The following is a 24802-nucleotide window of genomic DNA, read 5'->3' as shown; positions in this document are numbered from 1 at the left end:
GGTGTTTTCTATGGGGTGGAGTCGCGGGCATTGTGTGCTATGTTGACTGGCAGTTTTCGCATGGAGGCCCCTATGAAAGTCGTCGATATCCTGCGTGTCAAAGGTGGCACCTTGTTCACTGTCACGCCCGACGAGCCGCTGAAGGATTCGCTGGCCGTCATGGCAGAGCGCGACATCGGTTCGCTGGTTGTCATGGAGCATGGCGACCTGGTCGGCATGCTGACCTTCCGCGAGGTCATCCAGGCCATCGTGAAGAACCAGGGCACGGTGGGCACGACCATCGTCCGCACGGTGATGGACGACGCGCCGCTGACCTGCACGCCCGAGACAGAGATCGACGAGGTGCGCCGCATGATGCTGGGCCGCCACGCGCGCTACATGCCGGTGATGAACGGCAAGACGCTGATGGGCGTCATCTCGTTCTACGACGTGGCCAAGGCGGTGGTGGACAGCCAGGACTTCGAGAACCGCATGCTCAAGGCCTATATCCGCGACTGGCCGGTCGAGGAGCCCATCGAGGACCCGGCCAAGGCCGGCTGAGCCGACTTGGTTCGTTGTCCATGAAGGCGGCCTTTGCAGGCCGCTTTTCATTTGGACGGCTCCTAGAATGGCGGCATGTCCGGTAGCACCCTCGGCGAACTCTTTCGCGTCACCAATTTCGGCGAAAGCCACGGTCCGGCCATTGGCTGCGTCATCGACGGCTGCCCGCCGGGCATGGCGCTCAGCGAGGCCGACATCCAGCCCGAGCTGGACCGCCGCCGCCCCGGTACCAGCCGCCACGTGACCCAGCGCAACGAGCCGGACGCGGTCAAGATCCTGTCCGGCGTCTATGAGGGCGTCACGACCGGCACGCCAATCTGCCTGCTGATCGAGAACACCGACCAGCGCAGCAAGGATTACGGCAACATCCTCGACACCTTCCGCCCCGGCCACGCCGACTACACCTACTGGCGCAAATACGGTGTGCGCGACCCCCGCGGCGGTGGTCGCGCGTCGGCGCGGTTGACGGCGCCCATGGTCGGCGCCGGCGCAGTGGCCCGCAAATGGCTGCGGGAGGCTTATGGCACCGAATTCCGCGGCTGCATGACCCAGCTCGGCGAGATCGAGATTCCTTTCGAAGGCTGGCAGCACGTCGGCCAAAACCCCTTCTTTGCCGCCAACGCCAGCAAGATCGCCGCGCTGGAGGACTACATGGACGCCTTGCGCAAGGCCGGCGACTCGGTTGGCGCACGCATCCGCGTGGAAGCCACCGGCGTGCCGGTCGGCCTGGGCGAGCCGCTGTTCGACAAGCTCGACGCCGACATCGCCTACGCGCTGATGGGCATCAACGCCGTCAAGGGCGTCGAGATCGGCGCTGGCTTCGGCGTTGTCGCACAGAAGGGCACCGAGCATGGCGATGAGCTGACACCGCTGGGATTTGCCAGCAACAACTCGGGCGGCATGCTGGGCGGCATCTCCACCGGCCAGGACATCGTCGCCAGCATCGCGATCAAGCCGACCAGCTCGATCCGTTCGCCCAAGGCGAGCATCGACCGCGCGGGCAATCCTTCCGTGGTGGAAACCTTTGGCCGCCACGACCCCTGCGTGGGCATCCGCGCCACGCCCATCGCCGAAGCCATGCTGGCCCTGGTGCTGATGGACCATGCCCTTCGTCACAGGGCGCAGTGTGGAGATGTCGTGCTGCCGGTCGATGCCATCCCGGCACAACGATAGGTTGAGGCGAGCGCGTCGGGCTGACGACGGGCAAAGCCCGCAACGGGCGAGCAATGCCGTGGACTACAGCTGAACTGAGTTGCTAAATCAGGTCAGCGATTCAAGCCCGACAGCGTTCGGGTTTGGGCTGTGCGGCTGGACAACCTTCTTGCGGAAAGCAAGAAACACCGCGAGCGTCCCCAGACCGAAACACAGCAGCCATCCGCTGCTGGGCTCAGGGACTGGAACTGCTGACACCTTCCAGTCGTGAGCAGTATTTCCCAGCGCCGAAAACGCCGTCGTTGTCGATCCATTCGCCAAAGTAATGGACGTAATGCCGGCCCAATAGATTGAATTTCCGAAATTGGCGAACGAATCGACCGAGGAGTTTGATCCCGCCAGCGTATAAGCCGTCGTGTCGATGCCGGCGTCCAGGGCGAACGCCTGACCAAACGTAACGGGAATGCTCAGCTCCCAGAATCCGCGTAGTTCCCCGGTGTAGTCGAGGCCATTGACGCGGGTGAATGTATATGTTGGATCGGTGCCCAGATGAGTCAATGCCGCCTGAACATTGAAGCTGAATACAGTGGCGCCACCCGCGCTGAAAACGAAGTCAGCCGCAGCCGTTCCAGCAAAGCTTCCCCCCAAACCAGCCGTGCCGCTGTTGAGAAGGCTGCCTGAGGCGGGATCGACGAAGAAACGAATATTGGCCCAGCCGGTGCCGGACAAGCCTGCGCCAGCCACTGTGACGGAGTCACTCCAGTGTGCGGCGGCATATGCCTTTCCCACCGACGCGAATCCATTGAAAATGTTGCCACGGCTCGCGCTGGCAATGGCTGAAGATTTGAGTACACCGTAGTCTGCGGTAGCGCCGCTCGAGCCGCCCGAGCCTGACCATACGCTGCTGATCTTTTCAGACACCGAGCCATTCACTGAAGAATGAGTGATGGGGCCGACGCCGCCATTGCTGCCATCTTCGGCCGTGTAGTTTGCAAAAACAGTGACCTTGACTTCCGAAGCACTTGCGGAAATCGCCGGCCCCATCGCAGCCAGGCAAATCACGGCATTGAAAATCCACGTGGCGCCCGGGCTTAACGTAGACCTTGTGCGGAACATCTGAAGTTGGGACATCGTTCTCACCCCTATTGATTTGAACCCGAATACATCCAACACCCACTGTGTCGGCTGTTCAAACTCGGGGCACTCACCGAGATGAAGCTCAAAGTGAAATCGACCGAGCCAAGATGCGAGCGAACTGCACTGTAGGCTTCGTGATGTCGGGGCCTGCTGCGCTGATCCCCAGAACGCGGGGAACGTTTTCATTCGAATTGATGTCGAGAGGTGGCAGCGCATTGGACTGGTCGGCGCTGGCAGCAGCAGCGGCGATGGCCGCTCGCCGGCAATTGGTGTCGCTATGACCTCGTCATGACGCTGCGCAGCGGATTTGATGCAGGCCGCCTCTCGTGATCCGCAACTCGTCCGCCGGGATTCCAGCCTGATCGCCGGCCGGTGCAGCTCAGCCCTCGCAAACCGCGTTTCGTCACAAGCCCGCTGCGCGGCTTGCCGCCGGTTTCTAGACTGTAAAGGTCGTGAAATCAGAGAGTGATTGGGGGAGCCATGCGCAAGTCTTGGAAGATCGGTAGCGTCGTCGCAGCCGTGTTGTTGGTGGGCGGTGCCGGGGTGGCCGTCATGGCGAGCAAGGGGGATGGCCCCAACAAGCCGGGTGACGAGAAGGCCAAGGCCGTGCTGGAGTTCGTGCCCAGCGAAGTCGTCAAGCCGACGCTGACCGCCATGCCGGCCCAGATCGAATTCAGCGGCCCGCTGGTGGCGCCAGGCACGGCCATGGTTCGCGCCAAGTCCAACGGCACGCTGCTCAACCTCGCCGTCGGCGAAGGAAGCCGCGTGAAGGCGGGCCAGGCTCTCGGCCAGGTCGACCTGGAAGAATTGCGCTATCGCATCGCCGAGCGCGGCGCGAGTGTGGAGGCCATGCGAGCCCAGATGGAGCAGGCCGAGCGCAGCTTCAAGGCCAACGAAGGCCTGGCCGCCAAGAATTTCATCGCCCAGACGGCACTGGACAACTCGCGCGCCGCCTACGAGTCGGCCCGCGCCAACTGGAACGCCGCCAAGGCCCAGCTCGACACCAGCCAGGTGACGATGCGCCAGGCCGCGCTGGTCGCCCCCATCAACGGCGTCGTCTCCAAGCGCCATGTGGTGCCCGGCGAGAAAGTGGCGGCCGAACAGCAGATCCTGACCATCGTCGACCTGTCCAAGCTCGAACTGGCCGGCCTGGTCGGCACCCATGAAGTCAGCCGCCTGAAGCCAGGCATGACGGTGCAGGTGAAGGTGGAGGGCGTGGAAGAGCCGGTCGAGGCCAAGATCGACCGCATCGCGCCGAGCGCCGAGCCGGGCACGCGTTCCATCGGCGTGACCCTGGTGCTGGCCAACCCCAAGGAGGCCTACCGCGCCGGCCAGTACGCCGTCGCCAAGGTGGTGCTGCAGGACGACACCCAGCGCCTGACCGTGCCCATCGCCGCCATCAGCCGCAATGCCGGCCAGGAACAGATCTGGATGATCGAGAGCGGCGCCCTGGTGCGCCGGATCGTGACGACCGGCCGCAGCGACGCCCGCGAAGGCCGCGTGGAGGTGTTGAACGGCCTCAAGCCCGAAGCCCAGGTGCTGGCGGCGCGCTTCGACAACCTGCGCGAAGGTGACAAGGCGAACATCGTCGCCGCCAAGGCCAAGGTGGCCAGCTCGGCCGCGTCGGCCGCCACGGTTCAGTAAGGGGCGTGCCATGTGGATGACCCGCGTTTCCATCCAGAACCCGGTCTTTGCGACCATGGTGATGGTGGCCCTGTGCGTGCTGGGCCTGTTTTCCTACTCCAAGCTGGGCGTCGAGCAGATGCCCGACATTTCCTTCCCCGGCGCGCAGGTGGACGTGCGCTACCCCGGCGCCTCGCCCGAGGCCGTCGAGCGCGAGATCGCCAAACCCCTGGAAGAGGCGCTGAACACGATTGCCGGCGTGGAACGCATCCAGTCGCGCAGCTTCGAGGGCCGTGTGCAGGCCAGCGTCGAGTTCTCGCTGAACGCCGACATGGGCCGCGCGATGCAGGACCTGCGCGACCGCGTCGCCGCCGCGCAGGCCCGATTCCCGCGTGACGCCAAGCCGCCGACGGTGCAGCGCTTCGAGAACGACAACTCGCAGCCCGTCGTCGTCATGGCGCTGCTGAGCCCCACACGCGGCTCGCGCGAGCTGTCCATGATGGCCGACCTGATCGTCTCCAAGCGCCTGGGTCGTGTGGAAGGCGTGGCCAAGGTGGACGTGGGCGGCCTGACCACCCGTGAGGTGCGTATCGACCTCGACCCGATGCGGCTGCGCGCCTACAGCGTGACGCCGGCCGAGATTGCCAAGGCGCTGGCTGAGGCCAACGCCGATCAGCCGGTGGGCCTGCTGTCCGACTCCACCTCCGACGCCATCCTGCGCGTGGAAGGTCGCGTGAAGGACCCCAAGGCTTTCGGCAACATGATCGTCGCCCGCCGCGGCAACCTGGCGCTGACGCTGAACGACCTCGGCACCCTGGTCGAGCGCGAGCGCGAGCAGGACAGCATCGCCCGCATCAACGGCCAGCCGGCCGTCAGCTTCAACATCTTCAAGCAGCAGGACGCCAACATCGTCAAGACCGGCGAGTCCGTGAAGGAAGCAATGGCCGAGCTGCGCAAGACGCTGCCCAAGGACGTCGAGCTGCGCCTCATCTACGCCGCTAGCGACTTCGTCAAGGGCTCGCTGACCGGCCTGCAGCACACGCTGATTGAAGGCGCGCTGCTGACGGTGGCCATCGTCTTCCTGTTCCTGCACAGCTGGCGCTCGACCATCATCACCGGCCTCACGCTGCCCATCGCCGTCATCTCCAGCTTCATCGCCGTGCAGGCCTTCGGCTTCACGCTGAACTTCATGACGATGATGGCCTTGAGCCTGTGCATCGGCCTGCTGATCGACGACGCCATCGTCGTGCGCGAGAACATCGTGCGCCATGTGGCCATGGGCAAGGACCACCGCCAGGCGTCGTTCGACGGCACCAACGAGATCGGCCTGGCCGTCATGGCCACCACCTTCGCCATCTGCGCGGTGTTTGTGCCCGTCGCCTTCATGGGCGGCATCATCGGCAAGTTCTTCTACCCCTTCGGCATCACCGTCGCGGTGGCGGTGCTGGTCAGCCTGTTCGTCAGCTTCACGCTCGATCCGATGCTGTCGTCGGTCTGGCCAGACCCGCCGGGCACGCGCATCAAGCACTGGCCTGTCATCGGTCATCTCATCCGCGCTACCGACTGGAGCATGGACCGCCTGCACGACCTCTATGCCAGGACGATCGACTGGGCCTTCTCCGGCCGTCGCTACCGCGTCTTCGTGCCGCCGATTCCCGCCTATGGCCATCCGTTCAGCGCGGACGGCAAGCGCGACAAGGCCGCGAAGCGCGTGTTCCGCTTCGCGACGCTGACGCCGCGTGGCCTCGTCATGTGGGGAGCCTTCGCCAGCTTCGTCGCCGCACTGGCCCTGGCGCCCATGGTCGGCAGCGAATTCGTGCCCGAGACGGACAACGGCTTCACGCAGGTCAACCTGCGCATGCCGGTGGCCAGCAGCATCGAGCGCGGCAGCGCCAAGGTCGCCCAGATCGAGGAGATCCTCAAGAACTACCCCGAGATCAAGACTGTCTCGACCGTGGTCGGCAGCACCGGCGAAGGCCTGTCCACCGGCCGCAACCAGGCGGCGCTGAATATCACGCTGACCGACCGCAGCGAACGCAAGCGCACGCAAAAGGAGATCGAGGACGCCATCCGCGCCGACATTGCCAAGATCCCCGGCATCGAGGTCAGTGTTGGCTTCAACCGCCCGATCTGGATCACCATCCTGGGCAGCGACCCCGAAGTGCTGACCCAGGCCGCCACCGATCTGGTCGAGAAGATCAAGAAGATCCCCGGCGCCGTCGACGTGGACACGACCGTCAAGCCCGGCCTGCCGGCCTTTGCCGTGCGCCTGAAGGATTCGGCCATCCGCGAACTGGGCCTGACCGCCCCGCAGATCGCCTCCAGCCTGCGTGCCTACGTCAACGGCGAGATCGCCACCTACTGGACGACGCCGGATGGCAACCAGGTCGAGGTGCTGCTGCGCCTGCCGCGCGAACAGCGCGAGCGCATCGAGCAGATGAGCAAGCTGCCGGTGGCCTTCTCCAAGGACGGCGCGCCCATCGCGCTGGACCAGGTCGCGACCATCGAGCCGGTGTTCAACCCCGAGGTGATCCGCCGCGAGAACCTGCAGCGCCGCGAGGCCGTGTTCGCCGGCGTACAGGGCCGCCCGGGCGGCGACGTGAATGCCGATGTGCAGAAGCTGATCAAGGCCACCCAGCTGCCCCCGGGCACCAGCTTCAAGGTGGACGGCGCCGGCAAGCAGCAGGCCGAGGCCTTCAACGGCCTGCTGGCGGCCATGGCGCTGGCCGGCATCTTCATCTACATCGTGCTGGCCAGCCAGTTCGGCAGCTTCCTGCAGCCCATCGCCATCATGGCTTCACTGCCGCTCGCCCTCATCGGCGTGATGCTGGCCCTGCTGCTGTGGCGCTCGACGCTGAACGTGTTCTCGATGATCGGCCTGGTCATGCTGATGGGCCTGGTCACCAAGAACGCCATCCTGCTGGTGGACTTCGCTAACCATGCCCGCAAGGCCGGAGCCACGGTGGCCGAGGCGCTGCGCGAAGCCGGGCTGATCCGCATGCGCCCCATCATCATGACGACGGCCGCCATGGTCTTTGGCATGCTGCCGATGGCCATCGCGCTGAACGATGGCGGCGAAATCCAGGCGCCCATGGGCCGCGCCATCATCGGCGGTGTCATCACCTCTACGCTGCTGACGCTGGTGGTGGTGCCGGTGCTGTACAGCTATCTGGTGCGGGAGAAGAAGCCCGCCACGAAGAAGGCAGAGCAGGGCGGTGCCTCGTCGATGCCGCTGCACGGCATGCCCGGCGCGATGCCGGCGGACAAGGAATAAGCAAGAGATCCCTCGAGCGCTTCTGCGCTGGGGCCGGTCACGTCAAGTGGTCGGCCCTTTTTGCTTGTGCGAATTACAATCACGCCGATAGTAAGGAGTTGCCATGTCCGAATCCACCGTCACTGCCAAGGGCCAGACCACCATGCCCGCGGAAATCCGGGCACTCGTGGATGCCAAGCCTGGCACGCGCCTGGTGTGGTCGGCCATGCCCGATGGCACTCTGATCGTGCGGRTCAAGAGCAAGTCCATCCTCGACATGGCCGGCATGCTCAAGGCCCCCAAGGGCAAGCGCATCGGCATCGATGAAATGAACCCCTGGCGCTGAGGCATGCCCGCGCTCGATACCAACGTCCTGGTGCGCTACCTCGTGCAGGACGACGCCGCGCAGGCTGCGGCGGTGCGCCAGCTGATGGCGCGGCTGACGGGTGAAGGGGCCACGCTCTTCGTGGCCGTCACCGTCGTGCTGGAGCTCGAATGGGTGCTGCGCAAGAGCTATGGCTTCGACAAGGACAGCGTGCTGCACGCCCTGTCATCGCTGTTCTCGGCGGCCGAACTGAGCATCGAATCGGAGCGTGCGCTGGAGGTGGCACTGCAGCTGTACCGCCAAGGCCCGGCGGACTTCGCCGACTGCCTGCACATCGCGCTGGCCGCCCAGGCCGGCGAGCAGCCGCTGTGGACTTTCGATAAAGGCGCTGCCCGGGTGGACGGCGCGCAACTGCTGGCCAAGGGCTGACGCGGCTCAGCCGGGGGCGGGCGCAAAAGCCTGGCGAGTGCAGCGGCTTGTGCACTCGAGGGCGACTTGCCGTAGATCAGGCCGCGCAGACCTCGCGCACGCAGCCACGCAACCACCGATGCGCCGCATCCCCATCCATCCGAGGATGCCAAAGCAGCGAGACGGTGAACGGCTCCATCGCCAGCGGTAGATCGACACTCAGCAGGCCATCGCGCAGATGCCCGGTGTGCCGCTCCGGCACCGTGGCAACCAGATCAGTGCCACGCGCCAGCGCCAATGCCTCCGAAAACCCCGCCACCGTGACGACGATGTCGCGGCCAAGGTTCAGCGCGGACAACGCTTCGTCGATGGGCCCCGTCGCCGTGCCGCGCCGGCAGATGGCGACGTGCCGGCCCGCCGCGTAGCGCCTCGCCGTCAGCTTACCGCTCGCCAGCCCATGACCTTGGCGGACGACAGCCACAAAGCGATCGCGAAACAGCGCCTGCGCGCGCAGCTCCGGCCCGCTGGACGCAGTGACGATGCCCGTCTCCAGGTCGACGCTGCCATCACGCAGGGGCGTGCTGTCACGATCGGGCTTGGGGACGAAGCGCAGCCGCACGCTCGGCGCTTCCGAACTCACGCGCGCCAGCAGGGCTGCGCCGAAGTTCTCGACAAACCCTTCGCGCGTTCGCAGCGTGAACTCTCGCTCCAGTTTGTCCAGCCGCAACGCCGCCGCCGGCCTCAATGTGGCCTGCGCCTCCTGCAGCAGCGGTCCGATGCGCTCGCGCAATTCCAGCGCCCTAGGTGACGCCACCAGGCCACGCCCGGCCCGCACGAGCAGCGGGTCGCCCGTCGCCTCGCGCAACCGCGCCAGCGACCGGCTCATCGCCGACGGGCTCAGCCTGAGACGCCTTGCAGCGCCAGCGACGCTGCCCTCGGCCAGCAGGGCGTCCAGCGTCAGCAGCAGGTTCAGATCAGGGTCTGACATGGCGTCTCGCGCATTGATGAAGTGCAGATGATGCGTCTTCCGCCATGCCCAGCAAATGCCTAAGGTCGGGGCATGAATACCTCGACCGTCGCTCAACCCGCCGCAACGCCTGTCACCGGCGTGCTTGTCGGCCTGGCCCTTTGCACCCTGCTGCCTTCGCTGGCCGTCAGCAGCGCCAATGTCGCGCTGCCCACGCTGGCTAGCGCCTTCGGTGCCGGCTTCGCCGAGGCGCAATGGGTCGTGCTGGCCTATCTGCTGGCGATCACGACCCTCATCGTCAGTGCCGGCCGGCTGGGTGACCTGATCGGCCGACGCCGCCTGCTGCTGGCCGGCATCGCGCTGTTCACGGCCGCGTCGACGCTCTGCGCGCTGGCACCCACGCTGCCGCTGCTGATCGCCGCCCGGGCACTGCAAGGCGTGGGCGCTGCCGCCATGATGGCCTTGACGATGGCCATGGTGGGCGCGGCGCTGCCCAAGGCGCGCACGGGCAGCGCGATGGGGCTGCTGGGCACGATGTCGGCAGTCGGCACGGCTCTCGGTCCGTCTCTGGGTGGCGCGCTGATCGGTGCTTTGGGCTGGCAGGCCGTATTCGCCGTCAACCTGCCGCTGGGCTTGCTGGCCATTGCGCTGGCCCGGCGGTATCTGCCGGCTGACCGAGGGCAGGGCGCTGCCGGCTTCGACCTGCCCGGCACGGGGTGGCTGGCGCTGACGCTGGCGGCCTATGCCCTCGCGATGACGTGGCATCTTGGCCTGCTGGCTGCCGCCGCGGTGGGCCTGCTGCTGTTCCTGCGCACCGAGGCGCGCGCTGCGGCGCCTCTCGTGCGGCTGGACCGGCTGCGCGACCCCGCCCTGAGCGCAGCCCTGGCGATGAACGCCCTGGTGTCTGCCGTCATGATGGCCACCCTGGTCGTTGGCCCCTTCCACCTCAGCGGCGCGCTCGGCCTTGGCGCCGCCACGGTGGGCGTGCTGATGTCCGTCGGTCCCCTCCTTTCGGCCGGCAGCGGCATTCCGGCCGGCCGGCTGGTGGATCGCTTCGGCACACGGCGAACGAGCCAACTGGGCCTCGCCGCCATGGCGGTCGGCTGCGCGCTCATCGCGCTGCTGCCCGCGTCGCTTGGCGCCATCGCCTACGTGGGCCCGCTCGCCATCGTCACGCCCGGCTATGCACTCTTCCAGGCCGCCAACAACACAGGGGTCATGGCCGAGGTGCCGGCCGAACAGCGCGGCGTCATCAGCGGCCTGCTGACGCTGTCGCGCAATCTCGGCCTCATCACCGGCGCCTCGGCGATGGGCGCCGTTTTCGCCGCCGGCGGGCTGCGCTTGAGCTTCGTCATCGCGACAGCTTTGGTTGCCGTCGCCCTCGGGCTTGCCAGACGCGCGAATTGACAAGCACAATCGCCCCCGCTCCGGGGTGCCCGGGACTGGCGAAAGCCGAGCCCAGACGCTGAGATGGTCATCCTGGGCTTGTTAACACGACGGCAATGGGCCGCGAAGGCCATCTGCCAGGGGCCAATCAAGGCGTAGCGCGCCGCCCGCATTGATATGCGGGCAAGCGGTGCAACGCGGAGTGACCCCTGGCAGATGGCCTTCCCTTCGGGTTGTGGCCAGAAAGGCCGCGCGCGGCGTTGCAAATGCTCGCCGGGTGCCCAACCCGGCTCCGCTTTGCGCCTTGCTCGCGGCCTTTCTGGCCACAACGCGGCCCGTTGCCGTCGTGTTAACAAGCCCTGACCAAACCCGTGAACTTGAACCGGCTAATACCGGCGTAAGGAGAGCGCATGCCTCGCGGCGTGCAGGTGTGGCCTTCGGGCCGGACCTCACCCACAGGCGGCCTTGGAGCACCGAACCCACTGCTCCAGGAGACCGCCGCCATGAACGCCCCCGAAAAGAACCTCTCGCTCGATGAGCGCCTGTCGCTGACGCGCGAGCCCTTCCCGGCATCAAGCAAGGTCTACGTGACCGGCAGCCGGCCCGACGTGGCCGTGCCCATGCGCGAAATCGCGTTGACGAATGGCGAGCGGGTCGTCGTGCACGACACCTCCGGCCCCTACACCGACCCCAAGGCGCAGATTGACGTGCGCCGCGGCCTGCCGCCCATCCGCTCCAGCTGGGTTGGTGACCGCGCCGATACCGAGGCCTACACGGGCCGCACGCGCGTGGCGCTTGACGATGGCGGCAAGGAGGACAACGAGCGCATCGCCGCGCTGCGTGCCGAAGCCGCCGCGCTGCAACGCCCGCCGCGCCGCGCCCAGGCCGGCGCCAACGTCAGCCAGATGCACTACGCCCGCCGCGGCATCGTCACGCCGGAGATGGAGTTCGTCGCGCTGCGCGAGAACGGCAAGCGCGAGTGGATGCGCGAGTACTTGTCCGATGCAGAGCGCGAGCAGCGCCTGCGTGGCGACTCGCTAGGTGCGGCCATCCCCGAGATCATCACCCCCGAATTCGTCCGCCAGGAGGTGGCCCGGGGCCGCGCCGTCATCCCGGCCAACATCAATCACACCGAGCTGGAGCCGACCATCATCGGCCGCAACTTCCTGGTCAAGGTCAACGCCAACATCGGCAACTCGGCCGTCACGTCCAGCATCGAGGAAGAGGTCGAGAAGCTGGTCTGGTCCATCCGCTGGGGTGCGGACACGGTGATGGACCTCTCCACCGGCCGCAACATCCACACGACGCGTGACTGGATCGTGCGCAACTCGCCCGTGCCCATCGGCACCGTGCCCATCTACCAGGCGCTGGAGAAGGTGGGCGGCATCGCCGARGACCTCWCCTGGGMSATCTTCCGCGACACGCTGATCGAGCAGGCCGAGCAGGGCRTCGACTACTTCACCATCCACGCCGGCCTGCGCCTGCCGTTCATCCACCTGACCACCAAGCGCCGCACGGGCATCGTGTCGCGCGGCGGCTCCATCCTGGCCAAGTGGTGCATCACGCATCACCGCGAGAACTTCCTGTACACGCACTTCGAAGAGATCTGCGAAATCATGAAGGCCTACGACGTGACCTTCTCGCTGGGCGACGGCCTGCGCCCCGGCAGCGGCGCGGACGCCAACGACGAGGCGCAGTTCGCCGAGCTGAAGACGCTGGGCGAACTGACCAAGGTGGCCTGGAAGCACGACGTGCAGACCATGATCGAGGGCCCCGGCCATGTGCCCATGCATCTCATCCAGGTCAACATGACGGAGCAGCTCAAGCACTGCGACGAGGCGCCGTTCTACACGCTGGGCCCGCTGACCAYCGACATTGCGCCGGGTTACGACCACATCGCCAGCGCCATCGGCGCGGCCATGATCGGCTGGATGGGCACGGCCATGCTCTGCTACGTGACGCCCAAGGAGCACCTGGGCCTGCCCGACCGTGACGACGTGAAGCAGGGGCTGATCGCCTACAAGATCGCGGCCCACGCGGCCGACATCGCCAAGGGTCACCCCGGCGCCCGCGCACGTGACGACGCGATGAGCAAGGCGCGCTTCGAGTTCCGCTGGAACGACCAGTTCGCACTCGGCCTTGACCCCGACACGGCGCGGGACTATCACGACGAGACCCTGCCTAAAGACTCGTCCAAGGAGGCGCACTTCTGCTCCATGTGCGGCCCGAAGTTCTGCTCGATGAAGATCACGCAGGACGTGCGCGAGTACGCGGCGGCCAAGGGGCTGGAAGCGGCCGACGTCGTGGCTGACGGCATGGCGCAGAAGTCGGCCGAGTTCCGCAAGGCCGGCGGCGAGCTCTACATCCCCATCAAGCCGCAGGCGTGATTCGCGTTGCAATTGCAGGCGCCGGCGTCATGGGCCGGCTGCTGGCCTGGCAGCTCGCGCGGGCCGGGCATCGCGTGACCGTGGCTGACCCGGCCTCGGGGCCTGCCGAGCCCGGCGCCGCGGCCTTCACCGCGGCCGGCATGCTGAGCCCGCTGGCCGAGCAGGAGCATGCCGAACCCGAAGTGGCGGCGCTGGGCTGGCGATCGCTCGCGCTGTGGCCCGCAATCGCCGCGGCGCTGGGGCAACCCGGCCTGGTGAAGACCGAGGGCAGCCTGCTGCTGGCGCATGGCAGTGACCTGGGCGCAGCGCGGCGCGTGCTCGCCCGCCTGGCGGAAGGCCCCGAGCCGCTGGATCGCGTCGCGCTGCAGGCGCTGGAACCTGCGCTTGCGCCCGATCTCAAGGCCTGGCTGCTACCCGGCGAAGGCCAGTTGCTGCCACGCGAGTTGCTGGCCGCCTTGGCCGAGCAAGCCGCCGATGTCGACTGGCTCTGGGGCCGCCGCGCCGTTACCGTGCAGCCGCACCGGGTCGAGCTGGATGATGGCCGTCGCCTGGATGCCGACCTCGTCATCGACACCCGCGGTCTCGGTGCCAGGCCCGACCTGCCGGACCTGCGCGGCGTTCGCGGCGAGATCCTGTGGCTGCACGCGCCGGGCGTCGTGCTCAACCGCCCCGTGCGGCTGCTGCATCCACGCCACCGCGTCTACCTCGTGCCGCGGCCGGGCGACGTCATCGTCGTTGGTGCTTCAGAGGTCGAGAGCGAGGACCGCTCGCCCGTGAGCCTGCGCAGCGCCGTCGAACTGATGGCCGCGGCGCACAGCGTGCTGCCGGCGCTGGCCGAGGGGCGCATCGTGCACATGGAAACCAACCTGCGCCCGGCCTTGCCGGACCACCGCCCGCGCATTGGTCAAAAACCGGGCCTGCTGCGCATCAACGGCCTGTTCCGCCATGGCTGGCTGCTGGCGCCGGCGCTGGCCGAGAAAGCGCTTCAGCATGTCTGAGTTCACCTTGAACCGCGAGCCCCGCCCCTGGCGCGAAGGCCTGAGCGTCGCCGCGATGCTGGCCGAGCAGGACAGGGCGCCCGAAGCCGTCGCCACGGCGTTGAACGGCGCCTTCGTGCCCCGTTCGCTGCGTGAGGTGACGCTGATCCAGCCCGGCGACGAACTGACCCTCATTCAACCCATCACCGGAGGCTGAGCATGTCTTGGACCCTTTACGGCCGCCAGCTCACCAGCCGCTTCCTGCTCGGCACCGCCGGCTACCCCTCGCCCGAGATCCTTCGCCGGGCCGTGCTGGCCAGCGGCGCCCAGGTGTTGACCGTCGGCCTCAAGCGCACGCTCGCGGCGGCCGGCGACAACGGCTTTGTCGCCGCCATCCGCGCGACGCTCGCCGAGACCGGCGGCCACCTGCTGCCCAACACCGCCGGGTGCCACACCGCACAGGAGGCGATCACGCTGGCGCACATGGCGCGCGAGCTTTACGACACGCCGTGGATCAAGCTGGAGGTCGTCGGCGACGAGTACACGCTGCAACCCGACCCCTGGGAGCTGGTCACGGCCGCCGAGCGGCTCGTGAAAGACGGCTTCGAGGTCTTCCCCTATTGCACCGACGACCTCGTCACCTGCCGCCGCCTGCTGGACGCCGGATGCCAGGTGCTGATGCCCTGGGGCGCGCCCATCGGCTCGGGCCAGGGCCTGCTCAACCCGTTTGCGCTGCGCACGCTGCGCGAGCGCCTGCCCGGCGTGCCGCTGATCGTGGACGCCGGCATCGGTGCGCCGTCGCATGCGGCCCAGGCGATGGAGTTGGGCTTGGACGGCGTGCTGCTGAACTCGGCGATAGCCCAGGCCGGCGACCCCATCCGCATGGCTGCTGCCTTCGGGCAGGCCATCGCGGCCGGGCGAACCGGCTTCGAGGCCGGCGTCATGAGCAAGCAGGACATGGCTGTCGCGAGCACACCGGTGGGCGGCAGGCCCTTTCTGATTCCATGAGCAAGCCACCCATCATCTGGAGCATTGCCGGGCTGGACAGCGGTGGCGGTGCCGGCCTGTCGGCCGACCAGCGCGCCGCCGATGCGGCGGGCGTGCACCTTTGCCCCGTGGCGGCCGCGTTGACGGCGCAGAACAGCGTCGCCGTCGAGGCCGTCTTCCCCGTGCCGCCTGAGCAACTCGACACCCAACTCGCCGCGCTGGCCGATGACCTGCCGCCCGCCGCCATCAAGACGGGGCTGCTCGGCGGTGTCGAGCAGCTGCGCGTTGTTGCACGTTGGGTTGATCGGCTGCGTGAGCGCGCTCCCGTCACTCTGGTTGTCGACCCGGTGCTGCGGGCCTCCACCGGCGCCACCTTTGCCGACGAAGCGCTGCTGCGCGCTTATCGCGAGGAGCTGCTGCCGCGGGCCAGCGCCGTCACACCCAACCAGCGCGAGGCCGAGCGCCTTGTGGGCGAGGGCAGCCTACCTGCGCAGGCGCGCGCGCTGCTGGCCCTGGGGGGCCGCACTGTCTGCATCACCGGTGGCGATGCCGGCGGCCCGCTCGCCCTGGATTGGCTGGCGGCCGAGCATGCAACCGGCTGGCTGGCCTTGCCGCGCCGCGCCGCTGGCAACAACCACGGTACTGGCTGCACCTTCGCGACCGCCCTGGCTGCGGCATCGGCCCGCGGTTTCGTCGCTGCCGATGCGGCCGTCATCGCCAAGATGCTGACGACCTCCGGCCTACGTGCCGACCTTCAGTCGCCTGGCGCTGGCGCGGGGCCGGTGCGGCCCGAGTCCGGCTTCATCGGCGATGCCAGCCTGCTGCCCGCGCTGTTCGACGACGAGGCACCACCCGAGGCCTGGCCGGCAGCGCGCCGCGGGGCACCGGCCCTTGAAGAGGTCTACGCCATCACCGACAGCGGCGCCCATGCCGCCTGCCTTTTTGAAGGTGGCCTGCAAGCCGTTCAATTGCGCGTCAAGCGAACCCCGGGCGAGGCTGACGCCGTCTGGACAGCCCGCTTGCGCGCCGAAATCAAGGCCGCGCGGCACCCGGGCGCCGTCCTCATCGTCAACGACCACTGGCGCGAGGCGCTGGCCTCGGGCGTCGACTTCATCCATCTGGGCCAGGAAGATCTGTTGGCGCTTTCCGCTGCCGATCGACGTGACCTCGCCGAGGCGCGGGCTCGTGGCCTGCGCCTGGGCCTGAGCTCGCACAGCCTGTGGGAGCTGGCCCGCGCCGTGGCCTGGTCGCCCGACTACATCGCCTGCGGTCCCGTCTGGCCAACGCTGACCAAGGCCATGCCGTGGCGAGCGCAAGGGCTTCACAACCTGGCCTGGTGGGTGGCCATGGCGCCGGCGCCGGTGGTCGGCATTGGCGGCGTGCTGGAGCCGCACCAGCTCGCCGAGATCGCTGCCAGCGGCGCCAGCGCTGGCTGCGTCGTGCGTGGTCTCGCGCCTGAGGCCTTCCACTCACCGCATGTCTGGCAGCAGGCCTGGCGTGACGGGCGTGCTGTGCCGCCGTTTCACGCGCCGGCATGGCCATTTCCCTGCCTGCCCGTCAAGCCCCATTGAGGGGGCCAACCCCGATTTCAGTGTCGGCAGGCTTTACAGCGGCCGTTACAAAGAGGCCGCGCCTCATAGGAGAAACCATTGGTGGCCCGGAGCTTGCTTTGATTTTCCAATCGCCTGGAGAACAAGATGAATTTCCGTAACGTCATTGCCGGTGTTGCACTAGCGGTCTCTGCTCTGACCGCTCAAGCCGGCCCCGTCCTGGTCATGCAAGCCGTTGGTGGGATTGATCTGAACAACCTGCTGATCGGTCAAATGTTTCAGGTCGAGGTGATCATCCATGGCGACACGCAGGGTGAAATTGATTCCGGTTTTTCGGGAGACGGTAGCCTCTTTGGCGAGCTCCCATACCTGACTGGAAGTGCGGCGTACGGTACGGTGAAGCAAGGGATCGATTGGACCTTGGATCCATCCCTGTTCATCATCGACTTTGAGGCCAAGGAGGCCGGTAGTGGTGTTCTCACCACCGCAGGTACCTGCCTCATTTCCAACCTTCAGAACTACGGCTGCGGCTTCACCAGCGGCCCGCTGAATTTCACAGTGCGTGACCCGAACCGCCTGCCCGAGCCCGCCAGCTTGGCGCTGACTGGTCTTGCATTGCTCGGCCTGGGCGCCATCCGCCGCCGCGCCCACTGAACGTCGCGGCCTCAGCGCCGCACTTCGCTTCCATCCAGGGCCCCACAGTGGGCCCTGATGCTTTCTGCGAGCCGCCATGGTGTCCAGTGGTGCATGGCCGCCGCTTGCAGTGCAACGGAACTGGCTTGCTCAACCAACCCTCCCTGGGCCACATGCACGATGCCAGCAAGGCATGTTTTGGCCAACCGTTGTGGGGAACCTGCCCTCCAAGGAAACCAGAGAGACTCCGAGAAGAGGGCTTGGTGAGCACACCTATCGGCGTTTCACAAATGTCCACGAGAATCGCGCCGCCGGTTGCTCCCCCGCAGTGCTTGGGTGCATCAACAATAATTTATTTGAGCAGGGCTGTTGGATATGACTCGCGCTCGTCTGTCACGTTCTTGCTGAAACGCATCGTGTGCCGCATTCCTTATTGGCGGATACGTTGCGACCAATCCGATCACGCTTCAGCGATTAATAGGGAGATATTGCCTTGGCAAAAAGCAAAACGACACGCATAGCTCAAGCCTTAATTTGGCTCTTATTCGTTTTCGCATGCAGCGCCTACGCAGTCATGCCCAGTTCTTATCAATTAAACCTCTCTTCGGGCGCGAGCGTGTCCGATCCGGGATCGGCTTGCGCTATTTGGTTCAATGACCAATTTCCCGCGCCGGGATGGCGACACTCCGGCCTACGTTGGATAGGATTTCACAGATACACCACTCAAAACGGCGGTGTTATTGATTTTGATGGTCATCAGACGCTGCACGTCACTTGCACTGCTAGTTCTGAACAATGCTGGCGCCGTAACCCCAATGGCGGGTGCGAGCAGTATGAGCTGTATTCAACCGAGAACCTCCGAACGGTCGCTTTTGGCCAGTGCCCGGTAGGTACCATGTTTTCCGACAGTGCTCAGACCTGTGTCTGCCCAATGGGCAAGGACTGGGAGCCTTCCGTGAATGCTTGCGTACCAATTCTAGACGAAAACAAGGATCAGCCCTCGAAGGATACTTGCGGTGGCAATCCCATATACCCGCTCACCGGCGCCAAATCCAGATCGGTTTTCTTGGCCAATTTTTCCGGACATGAAATTCGGCTGGACTATTCGACCCGAAAGGCACTCGCCGTCTCATCGTCATATTACGAGCCGGGGCAAATCATCCCGCCGCCAGCGGGTGCAGGGCCGTTATGGTCAATTAACATTCAGAAACAGTTCTACAGAAACTCACCGAACCAGATGATTTATTTGGGGGGTGGCAAGTGGGATATGTTCACAGGTGTGGTTGACAGCGAAGGCGAAAAAAGTGAGGGACTTGGGCCCGATCTCAGACTTCTCTTTAAGGATGGTTTTTGGTACGTTGCCGACAAACTTTCCATGGTGCAGTATAAATTTTCATCTTCCCCGTCTGGATATTCTCAATCGGTCACGCCGCTTGTCGCGTTCCAGCGCGTGAATGGTGCTCGCCTAGAGCTTGAACAGGAGACGCCATATACGAACAACGATTGGCGCTCAGTCTCTACCCTTAGGACAATTACGGACGCCTTTGGTCGACAGGCCACCCTCGAGTACGAAGTGCCGCCCGCCTGGGGCACGGCAATGCCGCGTTTGAAATCCTTTACCGATTCCAATGGCACCATCAACTTGTCGTACAACGACAAGGGCATGCTGCAACGCGTCACTTGGCCTGACGGGTCGTATCAGGAGTTTATTTACGATTCCGGGCAAGAGGACAAGCCTTGGTTGCTCACGGGTGTGCGCGACGAGAACGGCGCGCTAACTGCCTCCTATGCCTACGACAGTGCAGGCCGTGCTGTGTCCACCGAGTCGACAGCAGGCGTCAATCGCTATGCGGTCAAAGAGTGGCAGCAGGCCCCAGTACTCACGGTGAACCGGCTGTACGACGCTGCGGCGGGCGTTATCCGGCGCGAAAGTACGTGGGCCAGCCCTGGGCAGGTCGAGGTGGAGACGGCCAATGGCGCTACCAACACCATTCAGACCCGTATGGTCAACGGCATGCCGCGCATCACATCGCAAACCCAACCTGCGGGCTCCGGTTGTGCGGCCTCAGTGCGTCAGCAAGACTACGACGCAAATGGAAATGTGGCCTGGAAGGAAGACGCTACCAATCACCGCATCTGCTTCGCGCATGATTTGAGCCGCAACCTGGAGACGGATCGCGTAGAAGGGCTGCCCTCTGGCAGTGCTTGCGATTCCGTGTTGGCCAACAATGCAAATCTTTCCCTGGCCGTCCGGAAAATCAGTTCAGCTTGGCATCCGATCTGGCGACTGCCGACAAGGGTGTCGGAGCCGCGCCGTCTGACAACCAATGTCTACAACGGCCAGCCCGACCCCTTCAATGGCGGGTCAACGGCGTCATGTGCACCATCGAGTGCGACCCTTCCGGACGGCAGCCCTATGGCCGTGCTTTGCAAACAGGTGCAGCAGGCGACGACGGATGCAAACGGTTCCAAGGGCCTCACTGCTACGGTGGACAGTGCGGTTACTGCGCGTGTTCAGCAATGGACCTACGACCAATATGGCCAGTTACTGACTTACAAGGATCCCCTCAACAACACGACGACCTACGCTTACTACGGCGACACCACATCCGACCACACCAAGGGTGACCTCAACACTGCCACCAACGCCAAGCAACAGGTCACGACGTATACGAAGTACAACGCCGCCGGCCAATGGCTGGAAATGAAGGACGCCAATGACATCCTCACCACGCGGACCTTCGACCTAAGACAGCGACTCAAGACCGTCACCACTGCAAACGCCACAACCACTTATGACTACTGGCCAACGGGGCTGCTTAAGCAGCTCACGTTGCCCGATGGCGGCGGCAGCCTGAGCTATGGCTATGACGATGCACACCGCGTGACCAGCATTTCGGACAAGCAGGGGAATAGCGTGACGTACACGCTGGACAACAACGGCACCCGCATTGGTGAAAACTTCACCGACCCCACGGGCCGCCTTGCCAGGACGCTTGCGCGTGTGCCAGATGCTCTGAATCGCGTTCAACAAGTCACGGGCAGGGAGTGACCCAATGCAACGCGCAACCCAACTCATCTCCTACGCGTTCCCGGCGTCATTTCGATGGCTACGCTTCTGGTTGATTGCCTTCGCAGCTCGTCGGTTGGAGCCAATGCTTCGCACGCTGCTTCTCATCGGGCTGTCCGCCTTGGCATTGCTGTCCTCGACCGCGGCCTTTGCGCTGACAGCAACCAGCACCAGGGTGAGTTCAGACAACTACTTTCCCTATCAAAACCAGGCCGTCACTCTGACCGCCGTTGTCCTTGGAAACTCGCCGACCGGGACGGTAACGTTTCGGGGAGCCGGCGGTAACGTATACGGCACCAGTGCTTTGAGCAGTGGGCAAGCCACTCTCGGCGTTCGGTTCCCGGATGCTGGCAATAACCCGGTGTGGGCCACTTATTCGGGGGACGCCAACAACTCGCCCGCAACGTTGAACGAAGCCACTGCCCTGATTCTTGAAGTTCAGGCGCAGTCCGTGACGACGACGTCTTTTCAATGGCTGGGTTCCAGTGTCGCGGTGGGCCAGTCAACGTCTTTCAGTATCAACGTAACTGGCCGGTCAACCAGTGGACGCGAGCAGCAAACGGGCGCCTCCTTTTCTCTCCTGGAATCCGGGATTTTCGCCACCGGCATCGCAGTGGGTCCGGGCGTCAACGGCGGGACTATCACGACCAGTTTCAATACCGCAGGCAAACACTACGTTGCAGGCCAATTTGAGGAAACGATCGAGAGTACCCGAAGCATTTCCAGCTCCATCATCGTCGACGTTCAGAAGCGTGTTCCGTCGGTCGCGTTGACATCTAGCCCTGCATCCGTGCTCCAAGGCCAGCCTCTCACGCTGACAGCCGCAGTGACTGGAACGAGTCCCACTGGTAGCGTGACTTTCAAGGACGGGGGCACGACGTTAGGTGGCGCTAGTTTGAACGCGAGTGGCGTCGCGACCTTGCAGGTCGTCCTCAATGAGACCGGCGCACATTCGCTGGCCGCCAACTATTCCGGAGACGCCAACCACTTTGCGGCGTCCAGTTCGCTGAACCAGGGCGTGACGCCCAAGGCCACCACCACCACAGGACTGGCTACTAACTCGACCCCGGCAGTCGCAGGGGACTCCGTGGCTCTGACGGCGACAGTCACCGGTGACAACCCGGGGGGTACGGCCACTTTCATGGCTGGTGGCAGTTCTCTGGGCACAGCGGCTCTGTCTTCAGGTACCGCGCGATTGCAGCCGGTGTTTGCGCATGCCGGCGAATACTCGCTCACGGCGAGCTACGGAGGAGACGCCTTCAACCAGGCCTCCAACTCCAGCGCTGTTGCCATCACGATCGGAAAGCACTCCACCGTTACCAAGCTTTCTGTTGACCCTAAACCGCAGTTTCAAGGTCAGCCGATCAAGCTTGTCGCGCGGGTCACGGGTGCAAATCCCACGGGGCAAGTTGTATTCAGCAACGGCGGCAAGATCCTTGGTAATGCAGCGCTGGCGTCGGGTCAAGCCACGTTGTCCACGGCACTCCCGGACATGGGGCCGTTCAGCCTCAGCGCCACCTATGCCGGAGATGCTGACAACCTGGCCAGTGCCTCCTCGTCGCAAGCGGCGGATGGAACCCAGGGAACGGCGCACGTCGCCCTGGCCGTCTCGCCCACGCCGGTCGTCAACTACGAATACGACGCCGAGGGCAACGCCACCAAAGCCATCGTCGCGCCGGCCTCGCGCGCCTTGGCAACGAAGACCGACTACGACGCCCTGGGCCGGCCTGAAATCGGCACCAATGCGATGCAAGGCACCGTCAAATACGGCTTCGACCTGCTGGATCAACTCACCACCATCACCGATCCTCGCCAGCTTGTCACCCAGTATCAGCCTACGGGCCTAGGGGATGTCAAACAGCTGACGAGTCCCGACATCGGAACCGCCACGAGCACTTTTGACGCCGCGGGAAACCTCAAGACCCGCACCGATGCGCGTGGCGTGCTCGCGACCTATACCTACGACGAGCTCAACCGGCCCATGCAGGTCGTCTATAGCAAATACTACAGCCGCAAAACGACATGGACCTACGACCAGACTGGCGCGAGCTTCGGCTATGGCGTGGGCCGGCTTACGACGGCGTCGACTCCTGAAGTCAGCACGACGTTCAGGTACGACGCATTCGGCAGAGTCACGATGACCGTCCAGAGCGCCGCAACCTCTAAAGGCGCGGTTGGCGTTCCGATTGTCGTCAGCTATGACTATGACGCAGCCGGCAACGTCAACAGCCTGACCTATCCCTCGGGGCGCGTGGTCAACTTCGGCTGGACCGATGGCCAGCCCCAATCCATTTCGATTACGACCGGGGGCACCACGACGAATCTGCTCGACCAAGTGGTCACGAGCCCATTCGGACCTGTGCAGAGCTGGGTGTGGAAGTTGGGTGCGACGCCGAAGGCGCATGAGCGTGTTTACGACAACAACGGCCGTCTGGTTCGCCACTCGCTCGGTGTTCTGTTGCGCGACATCACCTATGACGACGCCGACCGCGTCAGCCGTTTCACCCATTACGACGCGACCACAGAAGCACCAGCGCCGGCTTACGACCAGACGTTCACTTATGACGATCTGAGTCGGCTCACCGACGTGACTGGGGCAAACACCAGTTGGTCCTACCGCTACGACGCTAACGGCAACAGGACCACTTCGTCGTCCGGCAGCACTGCTCGGGCCTACACCGTGCAGACCGCCAGCAACCGGATTGATGCGCTGAGCAACCCAGCGCGCAACATGCTTTACGACGGTGCCGGCAATACCAGTAGCGACGTTCAGAGTGGATCATCAGCAAATATCACTGCCGCCTACAACTTGGAAGGGCGGCTGGATTACTTGACTCAAACCGCTACGGCGGGATTGGTTTTATTCCACGACGCGCTTGGCCGGCGCGTCGTCAGACGCGCCTTGCCAACCAGCGGCGGCATCTGCTTGCCGACTACAGGAAGCAATGGGCCGGACTGCTCCCGTATGGTTAACACGCTGTACGCTTATGACGCATCGCATCATTTGCTGGGCGAATACAAGGCCGATGGCACGCTAATTACAGAGTATGTTTGGCTGGGTGATACACCGGTTGCCGTCATCAAGCCCGACGCAGCTGCTCCTGGGGGCGTCCAGGTCTACGCCATTCATACCGACCATCTGGATACGCCGCGGGTCATCCTCGATGCGCAGGGACAGGTGCGGTGGCGCTGGTTGGGCGAGCCGTTTGGAGCAAGCCCGGCGGAGGAGCAACCGACGGCGGGTTTGGTCGCGCTTCAGCAAAATTTGAGGTTTCCCGGACAGCAATACGAACCTCTCGGCGGGCGGCACTACAACCACTTCCGTGACTACGACCCGACGACAGGGCGGTATATTCAAAGTGACCCCATTGGGCTTGGTGGGGGTATCAACACCTACGCTTACGTTGGTGGCAGTCCGCTGAGCTTCGCAGACCCGAGTGGATTAGGACCAGTCGGGGAGGCGGTTGGCGGATTCGTAGGCGGATGGGGCGGCCGAATCGTCGGCGGCATTGCCGGCACAGCAGTTGAACCCGGTGGAGGCACCGCCGTAGGTGCCATCGCAGGCGGAGCGGCTGGAAGAAGAGTGGGTGCCGCCATCGGTGGTGCTATTGGGGACGTGTGCACTCCTATGGAGCCGTGCCCTCCTTGCAAGACAACAAGTGGAAGAACTGTCGCGCCTGGCACGCTTGGATATCGACCGCTCGACGTTATCCCCGACGACCAAATTCAACATGGAGTGGCCGGCTCTCACCACAATATTTTCGTCGCCAATCAGAATCCGAATAACTGCCGCTGTTTTTGGGCGAAGCAGAAATACGTCTTAAAGCCTGAGCAATTGCCCGCAACGGCTGTCCCCGTCGAGCCGTTCGTAAACTGAGTCGCATCATGAAATACCGCGATGGACAAGAGGTTGTTATTGGCGACCATGTCTCCTTTCCTGATGGCTCAGTGGGAGAGGTCGTGTTCTGCATCGACAGGAACGAGTTCTCGACCGACTATCCGAAGTCCGAGTGGGAATATCTGGCATCGGGCGCAATGGTGAAAAGCGAGAAATTCGGCCTGATTCACTATCCTGAAACCGATGACGAGTTGTCGTTGGTCGCCCGACGTGGGGCGCAAATTCCTCCGCAATTTGGAAAAAATGGCCCCTAGAAAAATTCTTGCAGCTCTGGAAAGCCCGCCTTCTACTTCGCTTCACAACCCCACGTCACGCCTCAGGAAAACGCCTGCAACTACGGCGGATGGGTGCCTGGGCGGAGCTAGGGACGGTCTGCATAAACCCCGGGCAAGTCTGCTACCGCGAGGGCTGAGCGGCTGAGACGATGGAGGMCATGAAGCAGACGAGTCTGGGCCTGGGGCAATCGAACAAACGAACGCGGCGGCGGGTGTTCCTCGAAGAGATGGACC

At 64.6% G+C, this 24802-nt stretch carries 18 protein-coding genes; 16 read left to right on the top strand and 2 right to left on the bottom strand.

The genetic code is table 11. The features are described from left to right. Nucleotides 1-72 precede the first annotated feature (72 nt). Nucleotides 73-540, top strand: a complete 468-nt coding sequence (locus ACXJKJ_RS23990; protein WP_056196964.1) for a CBS domain-containing protein — start codon at nt 73-75, stop codon at nt 538-540. 75 nt (nt 541-615) lie between these two features. Next, nucleotides 616-1713: a chorismate synthase gene (aroC, locus tag ACXJKJ_RS23985; RefSeq protein ID WP_457323167.1), complete on the top strand. Its 1098-nt coding sequence runs from the start codon at nt 616-618 to the stop codon at nt 1711-1713. 87 nt (nt 1714-1800) lie between these two features. Here aroC and ACXJKJ_RS23980 read toward each other — a convergent pair whose 3' ends face one another. Beyond that, nucleotides 1801-2823, bottom strand: coding sequence for a PEP-CTERM sorting domain-containing protein (locus tag ACXJKJ_RS23980; RefSeq protein ID WP_457393092.1), 1023 nt, complete (start codon nt 2821-2823; stop codon nt 1801-1803). Between the two features lie 486 nt (nt 2824-3309). On the opposite strand from ACXJKJ_RS23980, the gene ACXJKJ_RS23975 reads away from it, so the two are divergent. The 4 genes from ACXJKJ_RS23975 (at nt 3310) to ACXJKJ_RS23960 (ending at nt 8459) form a co-directional block, all read left to right on the top strand. Further along, nucleotides 3310-4473 carry an efflux RND transporter periplasmic adaptor subunit gene (locus ACXJKJ_RS23975; RefSeq protein WP_056196968.1) on the top strand — a complete coding sequence of 388 codons (1164 nt, stop codon included), beginning with the start codon at nt 3310-3312 and terminating at the stop codon, nt 4471-4473. Nucleotides 4474-4483: 10 nt separating this feature from the next. Next, entirely contained in the window at nt 4484-7726 is a 3243-nt protein-coding gene (locus ACXJKJ_RS23970; protein ID WP_457393089.1) for an efflux RND transporter permease subunit, read from the top strand. A gap of 103 nt (nt 7727-7829) precedes the next feature. Continuing rightward, complete coding sequence (locus ACXJKJ_RS23965; protein WP_457393087.1) at nt 7830-8051, top strand: AbrB/MazE/SpoVT family DNA-binding domain-containing protein; 222 nt, start codon at nt 7830-7832, stop codon at nt 8049-8051. Between the two features lie 3 nt (nt 8052-8054). Continuing rightward, a complete protein-coding gene (locus ACXJKJ_RS23960) occupies nt 8055-8459 on the top strand; it encodes a PIN domain-containing protein (protein ID WP_457393084.1) in 405 nt (134 codons plus the stop codon). Between the two features lie 76 nt (nt 8460-8535). Here the strand turns inward: ACXJKJ_RS23960 and ACXJKJ_RS23955 are convergent, their stop codons facing one another. After that, nucleotides 8536-9426 carry a LysR family transcriptional regulator gene (locus ACXJKJ_RS23955; RefSeq protein WP_457393122.1) on the bottom strand — a complete coding sequence of 297 codons (891 nt, stop codon included), beginning with the start codon at nt 9424-9426 and terminating at the stop codon, nt 8536-8538. A 72-nt stretch (nt 9427-9498) separates the two neighbouring features. Here ACXJKJ_RS23955 and ACXJKJ_RS23950 point away from each other — a divergent pair, with 72 nt between their 5' ends. The 10 genes from ACXJKJ_RS23950 to ACXJKJ_RS23905 all read left to right on the top strand — a co-directional run bounded on the left by ACXJKJ_RS23950 (nt 9499) and on the right by ACXJKJ_RS23905 (nt 24547). After that, the gene (locus ACXJKJ_RS23950; RefSeq protein ID WP_457393081.1) at nt 9499-10812 is read left to right on the top strand and encodes an MFS transporter; all 1314 of its coding nucleotides are present in this window, start codon (nt 9499-9501) and stop codon (nt 10810-10812) included. A 482-nt stretch (nt 10813-11294) separates the two neighbouring features. Beyond that, nucleotides 11295-13178 (top strand): phosphomethylpyrimidine synthase ThiC, encoded by a 1884-nt coding sequence (thiC, locus tag ACXJKJ_RS23945; RefSeq protein WP_457393078.1) that lies wholly within the window; start codon nt 11295-11297, stop codon nt 13176-13178. After that, a complete protein-coding gene (locus ACXJKJ_RS23940; RefSeq protein ID WP_457393076.1) occupies nt 13175-14176 on the top strand; it encodes an FAD-dependent oxidoreductase in 1002 nt (333 codons plus the stop codon). Before thiC ends, ACXJKJ_RS23940 begins: the two co-directional genes overlap by 4 nt. Beyond that, a complete protein-coding gene (gene thiS / locus ACXJKJ_RS23935; RefSeq protein WP_056196984.1) occupies nt 14169-14372 on the top strand; it encodes a sulfur carrier protein ThiS in 204 nt (67 codons plus the stop codon). Before ACXJKJ_RS23940 ends, thiS begins: the two co-directional genes overlap by 8 nt. Nucleotides 14373-14374: 2 nt before the next feature. After that, complete coding sequence (locus ACXJKJ_RS23930) at nt 14375-15163, top strand: thiazole synthase (protein WP_457393074.1); 789 nt, start codon at nt 14375-14377, stop codon at nt 15161-15163. After that, entirely contained in the window at nt 15160-16713 is a 1554-nt protein-coding gene (locus ACXJKJ_RS23925) for a bifunctional hydroxymethylpyrimidine kinase/phosphomethylpyrimidine kinase (protein ID WP_457393071.1), read from the top strand. The genes ACXJKJ_RS23930 and ACXJKJ_RS23925 overlap by 4 nt, the downstream gene beginning before the upstream one ends. Nucleotides 16714-16839: 126 nt before the next feature. Then, on the top strand, nt 16840-17346 hold the full coding sequence (locus ACXJKJ_RS23920) for a PEP-CTERM sorting domain-containing protein (RefSeq protein ID WP_457393068.1): 507 nt from the start codon (nt 16840-16842) through the stop codon (nt 17344-17346). A 472-nt stretch (nt 17347-17818) separates the two neighbouring features. Continuing rightward, nucleotides 17819-20377, top strand: coding sequence for a hypothetical protein (locus ACXJKJ_RS23915; RefSeq protein WP_457393065.1), 2559 nt, complete (start codon nt 17819-17821; stop codon nt 20375-20377). 4 nt (nt 20378-20381) lie between these two features. Continuing rightward, the gene (locus ACXJKJ_RS23910; RefSeq protein ID WP_457393062.1) at nt 20382-24272 is read left to right on the top strand and encodes an Ig-like domain repeat protein; all 3891 of its coding nucleotides are present in this window, start codon (nt 20382-20384) and stop codon (nt 24270-24272) included. A gap of 8 nt (nt 24273-24280) precedes the next feature. Then, nucleotides 24281-24547, top strand: a complete 267-nt coding sequence (locus tag ACXJKJ_RS23905) for a hypothetical protein (RefSeq protein ID WP_457393059.1) — start codon at nt 24281-24283, stop codon at nt 24545-24547. Nucleotides 24548-24802 lie beyond the last annotated feature (255 nt).

This window comes from Roseateles sp. P5_E1, from assembly GCF_054049335.1.
Note: the sequence above shows the minus strand (reverse complement) of the source record. Positions and strands in the feature narration are given on the sequence as shown.